Below are 16,170 nucleotides of genomic sequence, written 5' to 3'. Positions count from 1 at the left end.
TTAACTTATCTTGTCGGACCTTTTACCTGGTAATCTTTTGGTGGTTCTGCGTTTAACAGATGCTGGACGAAATAATCCCATCTTCTTCGCATCATGTATGGAGAATAGGCTCCAAAACCATGGGCGCTATTAGGGAAAATCACCAAATCAAAAGATTTATTCGCTTTTTCCAGTGCTTCTACCACTAATAAAGTATTATAAGGTGGTACGTTATCGTCCATCATGCCATGAACAAGCATTAGCTTACCTTTTAAGTTCTTCGCATAATTCTGATTTGCTTGCGCTTCATAGTCAGCATTTTCAACTAAACCATTATAACGTTCGCCCCAATCATCCTCATAGTTTCTGTTATCGTGGTTTCCTGATTCAGAAATACCAACTTTGAAGAAATCAGGGTAACGGAACATTGCCGCAGCTGTTGCAAAACCACCACCTGAATGCCCCCAAATACCAACTTTTGTAGTGTCAATTGGGTATTTTGCAGAAAGTTGTTTAATCGCGGTGATTTGGTCTGGAAGTGTATTTTCTGCCATATTACCATAGCTCATATCGTGGAAACTTTTTGAACGATCTGGATTACTTGTTCCTTCAATCACCACAACGATAAAGCCTAATTCAGCTAAAGCTTGATTATCGCCTCTCGAAGCCGCAAAAGCCCAACTACCTACACTTCCACCCTGCGGACCAGGATAAATATAATCGATAACCGGATATTTTTTACCGGCTTCCATTTTTGTTGGTGTAAATACCAAACCATAAATATCAGTTTTACCATCATACGCTTTTACAGTAACTGGTATAGGGGCTTTCCAACCTGTAGCCGCTAATCTTGTTACATCTGTTTTTTCTAAAGTGCTGATAAGCTTACCATCCAAATCGCGTAAAACCGTAGTTGGAGGTACATTAGGTTGAGAATAAGTATCTAAAATGTATTTTCCTGATGGAGAAAAAATACTAACATGATTCCCTTCTTCTGGTGTTAGCGAAATTAGTTTTTTACCATCAAATCCAATTTTATAAAGATGTGTGAAATATGGATTTCCAGTTTCTTTACCATTTCCAACAAAATAGATTGTACGGGTTTTCTCATCAACCTTTACAACTCTTGCAACCACAAACTCGCCTTTAGTTATTTGATTTTTAACTTTTCCGGTTGTTGCATCGTATAAATAAAGATGTCCCCAGTTATCACGCTCCGAATACCAAATAATTTCTTTCGAGCTTGGCAAATACCTCCAGTTAATTGCACCTTGACCAGATTCATACTGTGTTTTCACAACTTCTTCGAAAACTTCGCGTACTGCACCCGTTGTGGCATTCGCAATGCGGAATTTTTCAATTTTATGGTCTCTTGAAGTAGAAACGAAGGCAACTTCAGAACCATCGGCTTTCCAGTCAATATCATCAAATGTACCGCTGCTTGAAATGTCATCACTCAAGGTAGCACGGTGTGGGTCGGGTGCAACATTCAAAGAAATTACCTTCGCCTGCTCAACATCAATAATTACACGTCTGATTGTCGGAATTTCTTTATCACCCGGTAAAGGATATTTCCAGGCTTCTAATCTTGGCGATCCCACATTTGTGGTCACCAAATACATATCCTTTGTAATACGCTGATCTTGCTGAAAAGTTGCAATTTTCTTCGAGTCAGGCGACCAGCGAAGTATTGCACCATCGCTATGTTTCCAACCGGCGTTATCTGTTGCATAACCATAATCTTTAACGCCATCAGTTGTTAATTGGGTTAATTTACCAGAAGCAACATCCTTAACAAATAAATTATAATCTTTAATTAATATTGATTTTTTTCCATCCGGGGATAAAACTTCACCTCTGGATCTACGTGGACCTTGAGGAGCACTACTAGATTTATAATCAGTTGTTAAAGTTTTTGTTTTGGTTGCAGGGTCAACAAGATAGGTTTTTTCTTCACCATTTATTTTTACAGAGTACCAGAATTTATCGCCTTCAAGCCAGTTTGGCCTCACATTTCCACCATCAATAAATTTCTCGGTATTGTAACTCATAAAGCTTTCAGCATGTTCATAATCTTGAACTGTAAAAGCGTTTTTTTGCTGTGCATTAGCCGAGAAAGCCATTGCAATAGCCGTTACACTTAATAAATACTTATTCATATTTTGTTTGTTCTTTGCGATAAAATTAAAACTGTTTTATCATTAGATTTTAATTTATCAAGAATAATACAAAATCCAAGAAACTAAAAATTATAATTTGAAGTAATTTTTTCTATTAAGTTTTGTTAGATTTAATATAATATAATCTAACATGAGCCAAATAATAACTGCAAGATTTTCATCCTCAAAAACGATAATTAAAAATTTAATTTTGATAACCTGTTTTTTAACGTTGTCAAATCTCGTTTTAGCACAGAAAGAATTAAGTCCGCGGCAAACTTACCCGGGATTGTTTGACAAAGTTCAGCTTGATAAAATTTACCCCGATGGAAAGTCTTTTGTAGATGCAATTCCGAAGATGAAGCCAGCTGATATCTTATCCGCTTATCAAAAACAAAAAGATTTGAAGGATTTTGATTTAAAAAAGTTTGTAAATGAGCATTTTTCTATGCCTGAAAATCATAATGCAGTTTATCAATCAAACATTAGTGCAGGAATCGATAAACATTTAGATACTTTATGGACAGTTTTAAGAAGAAATCCGGATACGGCATCTAAGTTCAAAACCTCTTTACTTCCATTGCCAAAACCTTATATCGTGCCGGGGGGAAGATTTAGGGAAATTTATTATTGGGATTCGTACTTTACAATGCTTGGGTTGCAAAAAGCTGGTAAAATTAAGATCATGAAAGACATGATTGATAACTTCGCTTATTTAATTAATACTTACGGATTTATACCCAATGGGAATAGAAGTTATTATTTAACTCGTTCTCAACCGCCATTTTTTGCATCTATGGTGCAATTGTTAACGCTAGATAATAAGGATGTTAAGATAAGCGATTATAAAGATGCGCTTGAAAAAGAATATAATTTTTGGATGAAAGGTGCTGCAGAATTAAAAAGAGGAAATGCGATAAATCACTCAGTAAAATTAACTGATGGAACTGTTTTAAACCGCTATTACGATGCTGGCGACCAACCTAGAGAGGAATCTTACAGAGAAGATTTTGAGGCAGCGAAATTAACTAAACAGCAACCTGCAGTTTTTTTGCGTAACGTACGTTCTGCAGCAGAATCTGGTTGGGATTTCAGTAGCCGTTGGTTTGCAGATGGAAAAAATTTCAGCAGTATAAATACAACTGATTTACTGCCTGTAGATTTAAATACCTTGATGTATAATCTGGAAATTGCAATATCGGAAGCAAATAAGCAGGTGGGAAATCATTCGAAATCATTGCTGTTTAGCGCAAGGGCGCAAACCCGTAAAACGGCAATTTTAAAATATTTCTGGAACACCGAGCATAACTTTTTTACCGATTACAATTGGAAAACTAAATCCTTATCAAATCAGTTAACCTTGGCGGCCTCATTCCCACTTTATTTTAAGCTGGCAACTCCAGCTCAGGCGAAATCGGTTTCAGAACGAATTGAGAAGGATTTTTTAAAATCAGGAGGATTAATCACAACCTTAACAACAACCAAAGAGCAATGGGATGCACCAAATGCATGGGCACCTCTGCAATATATAAGTATTAAAGGTTTGCAGAATTATGGCTTTGATAAACTAGCTGATAACATTGCCGAGAGGTGGATAAATCTTAATACAGCAGTTTTTAAAGATACAGGTAAGCTGATGGAAAAATACAATGTAGTTGAAACCAATAGCAAGGGCGGAGGTGGAGGCGAATATCCTTTGCAAGATGGCTTTGGATGGACAAACGGTGTCCTCTTAAAATTGATGAAACCTTAGAAAAAATGCCGCTTGAGTTTTAAGCGGCATTTTTTTTATTTCTTTTGTTGAACTGTAAAGGTTTTCTTTTCGGTACCAACACCATTGATTGTAACCGATTTCCAATGCTCAGGTAAAACACTAGGAATTTGAACAATACCTTTGTTGGTGATATCTAAGCCGCCAAAACCCATTAAAACACTTTGCAAAACACCACCAGCACCAGTTGCAAAATACGGATTTGTGCCACCCTTAGTTTCTGCAATAACCCTAAATGGTGGGTTTAAGTTTGGCTGATATGCTTCTTTAAAATAACGATAAGCTTTATCGGCATGACCAGTTCGTGCATATAATAGTGCGAATATTGCATGTGTCATGGCAGGTGTACCTTCATCTGGTACTCTGGTTTCATAATAAGCTAAATCTTTTTCAATCTGATTTTTGTCAGTAATCGATTTTAATGGATAAGCCAGTAAGTTTACATCGCCCTGCTTAATGCCTTCGCCTTTGTAACTTGCATGTTCTCTCGTAACGCCATCAGGGAATTTTAATATTGGAATATTCTTTTCAACTAATTCCCAATCTTTGTTTTGCGGTATCCCTAAAATGGCCGCTGCAAGATTTGCATTTTTTAGATTTAGCTTAGCCGCAGCATTTGTGAAAGCATTATTATCTACATTTTCTGCCCATTCATCGGCGGCAACAACATTTTTAATATCATACTGACTTGCACCGTTTCGTTCAACTCTGCTCGCCCAAAATTCGGCAGTTTGCGATAAGATAGGCCAACCCTTTTCCTTTAGCCAGGTTTTATCTTGCGTTACGCAATAATAATTCCATGCAGCTAAAGCAACATCAGCAGATATATGATGTTCAAATGGCCCGCTTAAAGCCCATACCGGTGTCTCTTCTACACCAGAATCTGCACTTTCCCAAGGATACATTGCACCTTTGAAACCATGTGAAAAGGAATTTTTTCTCGCGGGTTCTAATCGTTCAAATCTGTATTCGATTAAAGATTTTGCAATGTCGGGATGGAGAACTAATAAAGCCGGAAACATCCAGATGTCGGTGTCCCAAAAAACATGTCCATTGTAGCCCAAACCCGATAATCCCATTGGGGAAAGAGAATATGAGGTTCCTGCCCGAGAAAATGAAGTAAGATGATACAACATGCTATGTATATCTTGTTGCGCTTGCGGATCACCATCTATTAGAATATCTGATTTCCAAAGTTCATCCCATGCCGAATTGTGAAATTTTACCAACCTATCATGACCTTCTAATTTGGCGTAAATTGTCATACGTTCTGCTTCATTAAGCGGGTCGGCATGTTGTGCAGAACTTATTGTACTACCTACAACCGAATACTTATAGCTTTCGCCAGCCTTCAATACCTTATTAAACTTCATTAAATGGCTGTTATTATCCCACATTTCGTGGATAATTTTAGGCTCGCTACCATGTTCTTCATTAAATAGAAAACTGTTTGAAGCACATAGCTGTAATTTGCCAGTAGGGCTTTTTGCTGTTGATGTTAACAAACTTAGGGTTACATGCGGTCTGTCAATTTCATTGTAGTAGTTCTCTACATCACGAAGTGCATCTGGGGTTTCCATAACACTGGCAGCCGTCAATTTTAAGTCTTCCTTTGCAGTTATGGTAACATCAATCAATACCGAAAATGGTAAGTGCCTTAACGCATAATAAGTATATGTTATAATTGCTTTACTACCATAATTAAGTTGTGTACTGAAAGCGGCATGTTGCATATCCAGCTCTTGCTGTAAACCTTGGGTATTTTGAGCATCGAGCCTTTTGCCGTCAATCTCAATATACATATTTAATAGGTTGAAACCGTTTAAGAAATTGCTCACGCGACCACGACCATATGTATCATACGCTCCCGCCAGAACAACATTTTTTACTTTGAAGGGTTCGGGAGAGGATACTACGCCGATAATTCCATTGGCAACCGTTATACCATAATATTTACCAGGCTCAATTTTATCTGCTTTTATTTTCCAGGGATGCTGTGCTTTTAATATTAGGCTAAAAAATAGCGTTGTTAAAAACAGTAGCGTTATTTTTTTCATAATTGGATTTGTATTAAATAACTAAGCCTGAAATTAATCAGGCTTAGTTATGTTTAATATTTGAGTTAATCTAGTATCCGGTATTTTGAACTAAATTCGGGTTACCAAGCTGGTTGTCAGGAATTGGAAAAACAAGATATTTTGCTTCGCTTGCCGGTTTCTCTTGCCATGCAGCAAGGAATTTGCCAAAACGAATTAAATCCTGTCTTCTAAAACTTTCCCAATATAATTCACGACCACGTTCATCTAGTAAAACATCTAAATTTATAGTTGTTAAGACTGATGCACCTCTAACCGTTCTTATTGAATTTACCAATGTTAAGGCCTGAGCAGTTAACGATGTTCTTAATTGTGCCTCTGCTTTCATCAACAAAACATCCGCATAACGGAAATAAACCCAGTCATTTTCTGGTTTCCTCGAGCCGGAGTTGGCATAATCAACAGGGTATTTAATTACACGAATACCTGCTACTTCAAGGTGATTCGGATCACGCTCTATAATAGAAACTTCTGGCGTAAAAGCTAATGGATTCCCTTTTCTGTCTTTTAAGGCAACACCATTTTGGTCGAATTGCTGACCAACTAAGAATCCAACTCTAATACCCGAAACATTAGTTTGGCCTGCATAACTTCCACCTCTTCTGGTATCCGATGCTTCGAATTTGCCATAGAAATTTGAAAGAGAAGAAAAGCCATTATACCCGCTTGGATTTTGGTTATAGTGTGCAGTACATCTCCACTGACCATCAAGATCGCTACCATTTACACCGCCAATATTTTGTGCTGTAAAAATATTTTCTTTTGACAGAACATCGTTTGTTGGTGCAAAATTATCGAAATAGTTAGGTTGCAATACATAACCGCCGGTAGCAATTTCATCTGCCAGCGTAATTACCCTCGCCATATCAGCTGCATCAAAAGTTGGAGCAGTACGGTTTAGGAAAGCACCTTTATTAAGATAAACCTTCATTAAAAGTGTTTTTGCTGCATTTTTATTAGCAACATTTGCAGGTCCGGTTGGCAAATCAGGAATAATTGCATTTAATTCAGCAATCAGATAAGCAACTTCATCAGCAGCATTTCTTACACGTGAAGGCTTGGTAACATCTTCTCCTGCATCTCTGTACGGAACCTGTCCCCAGCCATCTAAAATAGAGAATTGGGCAAATGCACGTAGAAATCTTGCTTGTGCTGCTTGTGCTGGTGTTGGGCTTGCGCCTAAAACACTTGTAGCTACGTACGAAATACTATTTAAGTCTCTGAAAACGTCAGAAATCCTGGAATGGTCTGGCGCCCATTTGTGTAAATGGAGTGAACGCCACGCACCATTATCATCCCAATCGCCTGCACGGGTTGGTACAATAATTTCATCAGAGGTTACCTCTTGCAATGCCGACCAATTCCATGGTGCCTGATAAGGACCAATCATTGCGGCATAAGATGCACCCAATAAACTCGCAACATTTCCGCCACTTACTCCGGCACTACTAACCTGTCCATTCAGGTTTTCATCTAACTTTGTACAACCCGCAAAACTTAGGGCTACCACAGTAAAACCGATAATATATTTATTTTTCATATCTGTATTTTTAAAAATTAAAGAGAAAAATTAACACCGAAATTGAATGTTCTGGCAGTTGGATAGGCTGTATAATCAATACCTGCCGATGGAACACCACTTACACTCTTATTTACGTTAACCTCTGGATCGAAACCCGTGTAATTTGTGATTACAAAAAGGTTTTGACCATTTACAAAAACATTAAGTGCTTTGATTGATTTTCCGATGTTACCGAAATTATAGTTTAAGGTAGCATTTGCCAGTTTTACATAATCACCTTTCTCAATATATCTTGATGATGCTGCAATTGGATTTGCTAATGATTCTGCTATAGGTAAACTTACAAGTGCCGAAGAAATATTTCTTGTTCCTAAGTTAGAAATCGCTAAAACAGAGTTTGCAGTATTGTTGTAAATGCTTTGTCCGAATGCGCCGTTAAAGTTTGCCGTAAAAGATAATTTCTTATATCTGAAATTGGTACTTAAACCCATAATAACTTTAGGGTTTGGATTACCAACATAATAATTGGTAAAACCATCATCAGTATATAAAGAAAATCCATTGGCATCTAAACCATTAAATTGTCTGGTAACCATAGCAAATAATGGTAGGCTATTTTGAATAACCTCTGTAGTTACACCACTTAAACCTTGTCCGTTTAATGAACCTGTTTTAATGATGCCGTTAATGTTTTGGACTGTATTTTTGATGAAAGTTGCATTACCGCCTAAAGACCATGAAATATTATCCGTTTCAACAATGTTTCCGTTAAGCGTTAACTCTAAACCTTTGTTAATAATTTGTCCTGGTAAATTTACCCACGTTGGTACGTTACCGCCCACAGCTGGTACGAATGAAATTTGAGGGAATAACAAATCGTTGGTTTCTTTGCGGAAGTAATCAATTGATCCTGTGAACCTGTTTTTCATAAAGGCAAAATCAACGCCAACGTTGGTTTGTACATCAGATTGCCATTTCAAATTTGGATTTGCATTATTAATAGCCACTAAGGTTGGTGCTCCATTTGAGTTGCCAAAATCGTAACGTTGTTGAGCAGAACCTGATGGGAAATCCTGATTACCGGTTTTACCATAGCCAACTCTAACTTTTAACTGGTCAATCCATTCTGTATTTGCCATAAAACCTTCCTTTTTAACATCCCATGCAGCAGCAAAAGATGGGAAATAACCATAACGGTTAGATTTGCCGAACTTTGTTGAACCATCTGCTCTAAAAGTTGCAGTTAAAATGTATCGGTTATCATAATTAAAAATCGCCCTGGCGAAGTAAGATTGTAACTCAGTTGTTGGGTTGTTAAATGCAGAGAATGTACGGTTAGCAGGAGCTGTAGTTTGAAATGCATCGGTATAATCTGCTGCAATATCTCCAAAACCTGTTGCTGTATTTGTAGTTCCTTTATTTATAAAGTTCGAATATTCGTATCCAATAATCGCATTTAGATTTAGTTTAGTTGCGATTTCTTTATTAAAGTTTAAAGTATTTGTAAACTGTTGCGTGATCAATTCGCTATTAGAATAACTCGCATAACCGCCTAAGAAAGCTCCCGATGGCTGAATGCCTTGCAAGTTTAAAGTACTTCTGGTTGATGCTCTTCTAATACCTGTACTATAATTTACACTGGCTAGCATTCTATATTCTAACCAAGGTGTGATTTTGTAGTAAGGCGAAACGCTTCCCAATATTGTAGAAACTTTTGCTTTATCATTAGTAGCAGCTAAAGCGGCTAATGGATTTATGGTTGTTGAACCATAATCGATAAACAAACTGCCATCTGCATTATAGAAAGACTGAGTTGGATTCCATGATAAAGCCTGACTGATTAAGCTCCCTGTAAAACCTGCATCAGTAGTAATCGGAGCAATTTTTTCAAGGTATTGATTACTAATCATGTTAATGTCTAACCCTAATTTTTTACTTTCTAAAAACTTGAAGTTTCCATTAAAACCTGCACTGTATTTTTTAAAATCAGTGTTTTTAACAATACCTTGTTGATCTTGATAACCTAATGAAGCACGGAATGTATTTCCGTTAGCGCCGCCGCTTATTCCAACTGAATAGTTTTGGTTATAAGCAGTTCTGGTAATTGCATCAAGAGCATCTACACTTGTTCCAAAATTTCCGCTGGTAAGATTGTATTTAGCTAATGCCGCACGATATTCATCACCAGACAAAACGTCTACTCTTCTGGCAATATTACTCACACCAGCAGAAGCACTGAAATCGATTTTTGTTTCGCCAGATTTACCACGTTTAGTGGTAATCAAAACAACACCATATGCAGCACGAGAACCATAAATAGCAGTAGCCGATGCATCTTTTAGAATTTCCATCGATTCGATATCTGCCGGATTAATAAAGTTTAATGGGTTTCCATCTGGTGCAGTACCAATACCTGCGCTGGTAGAAGGTCGAGCAGATCTACCATCAAGTGCTACCCCATCAACAACATAAAGTGGTTGACCTGTACCAGTAATTGCAGAGTTACCTCTAATTCTTACCGTTGATGCACCACCAGGTTGACCGCTATTATTTATCATTTGCACACCTGCAACTTTACCCTGAATTAATTGGTCGGGTGCGTTTAGTGGTCCTTTGTTAAAATCCTTAGCCGAAACAGTTGTTGCTGCTCCAGTTAAATCGCTTTTCCTAACAGATGCATAACCAACAACCACAACAGCATCGAGATTATTTAATGATGCTAATGTAATGTTGACGATGGCTTGGTTATTAATGCTTACGGTTTGTGTTTCAAAACCTACAAAACTTATAGTTAATCTTGATGTTCCAGAAGGAGCTGTTATTTGATATTTACCTTCAGCATCACTTTGTGTTCTGGTATTTGTACCAGTAACTTGTATTGTTGCACCGGCCAAAGGTGCTTTATCGCTATCGTAAATTACACCTTTTACAATGGTTTGTGCGTAAGCTGCTGTGCTTAACAATACCATGAAAAAACTTAAAAATGTAAGTTTCTTCAGTACATGCAATTTCTGTTTCTTCGGTGAGCCAGACCAATTGCTTAGTAGAGTCATATTCATAATTTAGTATTTAATTGGTTAGAAAATTTTAATGTTTTTAGGAATTTAATGCTAAAAATCTTAAGGAGGTTGATGTTTCATAATTGGTTTGTTAGTTTATATTAATGATAGATAATAGTTATTTATAGATAGCAGAGGATTTTTCAATTTTAAGTTTTGCAGTTTTTAATGCTTCGTTAATACTTTCCTTAATAGGCTTTTCTCTTAAATATGATGATAAGAAACCTGCCCAAAATGCATCACCTGCGCCTGTAACACTAGCGATATTTGATACTGGTATTGCTGGTTCATGTTTCCAACCCTGATTTTTTTCTTTATACCATACTCCGTTTTTTCCGCAGGTGAGGCAAATAATTCGTGAGTTTAAATTGTCTAACCAAGTCATACATTGCTCAATTGTTAAATATTCGCCAACAAAACGTTCTAAATCATCAATGCTGATTTTTATCAAAGGATTTAATTTAAGTATTTTTTTAAAAACATCTCTACCATCGTCATCTTGCCAAATGGACGGTGCAAAATTCCAATCAACCGATATAGATTTACCCATTTGAGTTGCTTTTGTAAGTGCATCTAAAATATTGCTGCGGGCGGGTTCTTTACTTAAAGCAAATGCGGTTGTATGAATGATAGTTGCAGATTCTAATAACGAACAGTCGATTCTTTTTATCGCTAAATCAGCACTTCGGTATGGAATAAAGTCTGGTGTTTTTTCGTTTTTACCCACGAGTACAATACTGGTTTGTCTATTGGGCGAACGGTTAATATGAGTACCTTCAATACCAGCCGATTTGAGTTCGTTTATCAGAAATGTTCCAAGATTATCATCTCCAACTGTAGCCACCAATTCTGAATTAACACCTAGCCATTTTAAGTTAGCACATAAATTGGCCGAACTACCGCCCTGATTAGTCGAAAAATTTGATGGAGAAGCCAACGATTCAATATCATTGTCAGAAATAATATCCACAAGCAATTCACCAATTACTAAAATCCTTTTTTCTGAAAAATTTCCTGGTGTATTCATCATTTCCTCCTTTAGAATTTAAAAAGTTTCATAAAATTGTTATTCGCTAGTGCCTGCTCACCAATTATTGCTCCTGCTGCACTCCAGGTACATTTAGGTACACCACATGGTGTTTGGTCATTTCCGTGCAAACACTCATTAAATAAATCAGCTTTCATGTTCGATTGGTGGATGTTGGCCAATAACGTTTGAGCTAAATCCTTTTCACCTTGAACCTTTAACGCTGCTACAAGCCAACCGTTCCAAACTGGCCATAATCCTCCGTTATGAAAGTAGCCTGGCTTATTCCTGAAGCCATAAGCATGGTTATTTATTAGTTCTAGCATGTCTGAATCATTTTCTTGTATAGTCGGGTGAAATGAAGGGAACATGGATTGGTTACTTTGATACAGATTTTTGATGTACCTTAGAACCGACTTATTTTGGTCATTGCTGCCCAAACCAAGTAGAAAACAAAAAGTATTTGCCTGTAAATCGAAATACTTGTAAATCCTTGATGGATTAAAACCCATCATCCAGAACTCATGCGATGCTTCTTCCAACTGATGGTTTAGATTCACAGCATATAAGTTTCTCTGTTCTTCATTTTTCCAATAATTTGCCCTGATGGATTTGCTAATCTGTAAGGATTTGTCTGTCCAGATTTTATTATTAGAAACCTTCGATGCCAAATTAAGCGCCCAAATGCGTAATAGTTGGTCAAATAAGATGTAGCCGTGCTGAATGTATTCATCGGCCCAATCTCCACTTTGTGGTACATAAATTAAATGTTTGCCATTAAACTCCCAGTTTTCCAATACAGCAAAACATTTATCAACTTCATTTTTATACTTAATCCAAAGACTATCATCTTCAGTTAAAATTGTATAACTGGCCAAACCAATTACTGCCCAAGATGGATTATCCGCTCTTCCAGATGTGCCACCATAACTAACGGAGCCATTAATTGGTGAGACATTTGATGGCATAAAACCGATTGTGTGCTGATTATTGAAAAGGGTTTCTAACGTTACTTTTGCAGTTTTTATCAATGTTTCATCTGCACTTAACAATGCCGCAATTGACGTAATTACGCCATCTCTCGTCCATACACGCTTATAGTTATCCTGTTCTTGCACTGCAGCAACAAATCCGTAAGGAGTAGATGCCTCATGCAAGAGATTTAGCGCCAGCTTATATGGTTTTGAATCTATCATTATAGTGTATCTGAGGTATTTTTTCTTTTGATTAATAGAACCAGGAAACCAGCAATCGTTATTAAAATACCAGCAAAAATTATTGCGTTTTCAGGGTTATGCCCTAATATATAGCGGTAAACATATTTAAAGGTTATGGTTTCCAGCAGCATCGGCATTACGATAAACATGTTCAAAATACCCATAAAAATTCCTGTTTTCGCCTTTGGAATGCTTCCCGCAAGCATTGCATAAGGGGTGCCCATCATACTTGCCCAGGCTATGCCTAAACCAATTATCGGAATAATTAGTAAAGATTGATTATGAATCATTGGAAGGCAAATCAAACATAAACCACCAAATAGCAAACTTATTAAGTGTACTTTTTGCGCCGTTATTTTCCGAGCAAAAAAGGCGAGTGGAAATGCAACAATAAATGTTACAATGTTATAGCCGCCATTTACTGTTCCTGTTAGTAATTGTGCAGAAGCAAAACCGTCTGACGTTGCATCGGTAGTGTTGTAGATGGTTTTTGCAAGACAGAGTGTAATAAATTGCCAGTAAATAAACATAGCATACCAATTAAATAAATAAACTATGCCTAGTTTTTTCATGGTTAAAGGCATAACCTTAAAAGCCTCTATTATATCTTTAAAAACCATCTTTACACCACTGGGTTCAGACTTTATTTTTTCTATTTCCTGAGATGATAAGGGCGTTTCTTTTGTGGTAAAACAACTGTACATAATTGAACCGATGGAAACTATCCCACCGATAAAAAACGCAGCATAAGTGGTGTAAGGGATGTTATTTCCACTTCTTGCATGTATGCTAATTAAGCCAGCTGCAATTAAAATTCCGGGCGTAAGATTGGCTATGGTAATTCCAAGGCCTGTGAAAAAACTTTGTGTTAAAAAGCCCAGTGCATGCTGATCTGATGGAAGTTTATCACTCACAAATGCTCTGTATGGCTCCATGGTAATGTTATTGCCAGCGTCTAAAATCCATAAAATGCCAGCTGCCATCCAAATAGAACTACTGTATGGCATTGCGAAAAGGCAGATGCTACAGATAATAGCTCCGATTAAAAAGAAAGGTCTTCTTCTACCAAATTTACTTGTGGTTTTATCGCTCATTGCACCAACAATTGGTTGTATAATTAAACCCGTCATTGGTCCTGCTAAATTTAACAATGGAATTTGATCTGCATTTGCACCGAGGTAAGAATAAATCGGTGTCATATTGGTTTGCTGCAATCCAAAGCTATATTGTATGCCGAAAAAACCAAGGTTCATGGCAATAATTGAACTGAAGTTTAATCTGATTGCTGATGAAAAATTATCAGCTTTTTCTGCCTTAGCGACTATCATATTACAGCTGATTAATTTTAAAAACTAAAGATTGCCAAGGTTTTAGGTTGATTTTATTGTTTTTTACAGCTACAATATCATTGTAATTGCTAATAAGCAATTTCGCTGTTGAAGTGTTGATTTGCTTATCAATGGTATATGTTAATGCTTTGGCTGAAAAATTCAGTAAAACCAACACAAGCTCATTACCCATCATTCTGGTATAACAATACACATCAGGATTTTCGATGTCAAAAACCTTATATGCTCCATAAACTAATACGGGCATTGCTTTTCTCAATGCAACTATCTTTTTAAAATAGGAAAGCTCACTGTTCGGATTTTTATCTTCAGCAACAACATTTACTGTTTTGTAATTTGGGTTTATATTTATCCAGGGAGTTCCTGTGGTAAAGCCAGCATTTAAACTCGAGTCCCACTGGAATGGTGTACGGGTATTATCTCTGGAGATAAATTTCTGCTTATCCATAAAAGCTTGTACATCATCGCCTTTAGCTTTAATACTTTTATATGCATTGATGGTTGCGATGTCGCGATAATCATCAATGTTGTTAAATTTAATATTGGACATGCCCAGTTCATCACCATTAAAATAAAATGGAGTGCCACGCATTGTCATAATTAGAGTGGTTAATAATTTTGAAGAATAACTTCTAAACTGAGGGCTATCATTTCCATATTTACTTACCATTCTGGGTACATCATGATTGGCAAGAAATATGGCTAGCCAGCCTTTATCTGCAAAGGAATAATCCCATTTGGTGAATGCCTTTTTTAGATCGGTGAGTTTATAACCCTCGGGATCGTTCCCGATATCCATTATTTCAAAATGATAAGCCATGTTTAACTCATCTCTATCCTCATCCACTAGCGCATGTGCATCTTCTAAAGTGCTGCCTGCTCCCTCGGCAACCGTCATAACATTGTATTTACTGATTACGGTTTTGTTCATCTCTTTCAAATAATTGTGGAGATTTGGACCCATGCCGTAGTATTTTATAATGTCTTTCTCGTAACCGTCGGGATATTTTTTCCAGGTGGTGTCTTTCGAAACATATTGAAAAGCATCCATTCTCAAACCATCGATACCTTTATCTAACCAAAATTTCATCATATCGTATACCTCATTCCGAAGCTTTTCATTCTCCCAATTTAAGTCGGGTTGTTTTTGCGAGAAATAGTGTAAATAATATGATTTAGTTGTGGCATCATATTTCCATGCATCGTTATTAACATCGAAAAAGCTATATCGTGGTGTTGGTTTGCCTTTTTCTTCCGGCCACCAATGGTAATAATTTCGATAAGGATTTGTGCGAGAAGATTTAGCCTGCTTAAACCATTCGTGTTCATCACTACTATGGTTAAGCACCATGTCTAAAATCAACTTGATTTTACGTTTATGTAATCCGGCAAGCAGTTCATCAAAATCTTGCATGGTGCCGAATTCTTTCATGATATTTCGGTAGTCACTAATATCATAACCGTTATCATCGTTCGGAGAAGAAAATATTGGATTTAACCAAACGGCATCGATACCCAGGCTTTTTAAATAATCAAGTTTGGAAATAATGCCTCTAATATCTCCAACACCATCGCCATCACTATCTTTGAAACTTCTTGGGTAAAGCTGGTAAACAACAGCTTCTTTCCACCAGGTGTTTTCATTGCTTTTAGTGTGCTTATCTGTTTGCTGTGCATAGCAAGCAAAAATAAATGTGCTAAGAAAAGTAAAGGTTAAGACAACAGATTTTCTCATATTTCTATCTTAAAAATAACTTCCCAATATCAGGGAACTTAAATTTTGTAGTCGTTAATATTTGGTTAGTTTAATGAAATATTTTACATGGTTAAACTAAAACCTTGCTATATCTCACTTATTGGTAACATGAAGATAAGATTATAAGTAGTTGAAAAACATATAAATTACAAAATTATCACCGCAAACGTTTGCGGTAACATTTGCGAAAATGTTTGCTGTGGAAAACTTATATTTGAGTAACCAAATATAAAAC

Annotated in this window: 9 protein-coding genes; 1 reads left to right on the top strand and 8 read right to left on the bottom strand. The window is 36.7% G+C overall.

The window, feature by feature from the left end:
- Positions 1–5 precede the first annotated feature (5 nt).
- A complete protein-coding gene (locus R2Q16_RS03700) occupies positions 6–2,138 on the bottom strand; it encodes a S9 family peptidase (RefSeq protein WP_316735229.1) in 2,133 nt (710 codons plus the stop codon).
- Positions 2,139–2,289: 151 nt separating this feature from the next.
- Here R2Q16_RS03700 and treF point away from each other — a divergent pair, with 151 nt between their 5' ends.
- A complete protein-coding gene (treF, locus tag R2Q16_RS03695; protein ID WP_316735228.1) occupies positions 2,290–3,891 on the top strand; it encodes an alpha,alpha-trehalase TreF in 1,602 nt (533 codons plus the stop codon).
- A gap of 35 nt (positions 3,892–3,926) precedes the next feature.
- Here treF and R2Q16_RS03690 read toward each other — a convergent pair whose 3' ends face one another.
- From R2Q16_RS03690 to R2Q16_RS03660, 7 genes are all read right to left on the bottom strand, one after another.
- Positions 3,927–5,966 (bottom strand): glycoside hydrolase family 65 protein, encoded by a 2,040-nt coding sequence (locus R2Q16_RS03690; RefSeq protein WP_316735227.1) that lies wholly within the window; start codon positions 5,964–5,966, stop codon positions 3,927–3,929.
- Between the two features lie 70 nt (positions 5,967–6,036).
- Positions 6,037–7,545, bottom strand: a complete 1,509-nt coding sequence (locus tag R2Q16_RS03685; RefSeq protein ID WP_316735226.1) for a RagB/SusD family nutrient uptake outer membrane protein — start codon at positions 7,543–7,545, stop codon at positions 6,037–6,039.
- 17 nt (positions 7,546–7,562) lie between these two features.
- On the bottom strand, positions 7,563–10,586 hold the full coding sequence (locus tag R2Q16_RS03680; RefSeq protein WP_316735225.1) for a SusC/RagA family TonB-linked outer membrane protein: 3,024 nt from the start codon (positions 10,584–10,586) through the stop codon (positions 7,563–7,565).
- Positions 10,587–10,704: 118 nt separating this feature from the next.
- Positions 10,705–11,616, bottom strand: a complete 912-nt coding sequence (locus R2Q16_RS03675) for a carbohydrate kinase family protein (RefSeq protein WP_316735224.1) — start codon at positions 11,614–11,616, stop codon at positions 10,705–10,707.
- A gap of 8 nt (positions 11,617–11,624) precedes the next feature.
- The gene (locus R2Q16_RS03670; RefSeq protein WP_316735223.1) at positions 11,625–12,809 is read right to left on the bottom strand and encodes a glycoside hydrolase 100 family protein; all 1,185 of its coding nucleotides are present in this window, start codon (positions 12,807–12,809) and stop codon (positions 11,625–11,627) included.
- A complete protein-coding gene (locus R2Q16_RS03665; RefSeq protein ID WP_316735222.1) occupies positions 12,809–14,158 on the bottom strand; it encodes an MFS transporter in 1,350 nt (449 codons plus the stop codon). The genes R2Q16_RS03670 and R2Q16_RS03665 overlap by 1 nt, the downstream gene beginning before the upstream one ends.
- 1 nt (position 14,159) lies before the next feature.
- Positions 14,160–15,914, bottom strand: a complete 1,755-nt coding sequence (locus R2Q16_RS03660; RefSeq protein WP_316735221.1) for an alpha-glucosidase — start codon at positions 15,912–15,914, stop codon at positions 14,160–14,162.
- Positions 15,915–16,170 lie beyond the last annotated feature (256 nt).

The sequence above is a fragment of the Pedobacter aquatilis genome (genome assembly GCF_032678425.1).
GTDB classification, from domain to species: domain Bacteria; phylum Bacteroidota; class Bacteroidia; order Sphingobacteriales; family Sphingobacteriaceae; genus Pedobacter; species Pedobacter aquatilis_B.
The sequence above is the reverse complement of the archived record's forward strand: the minus strand, read 5'-3'. Positions and strand labels throughout refer to the sequence as shown.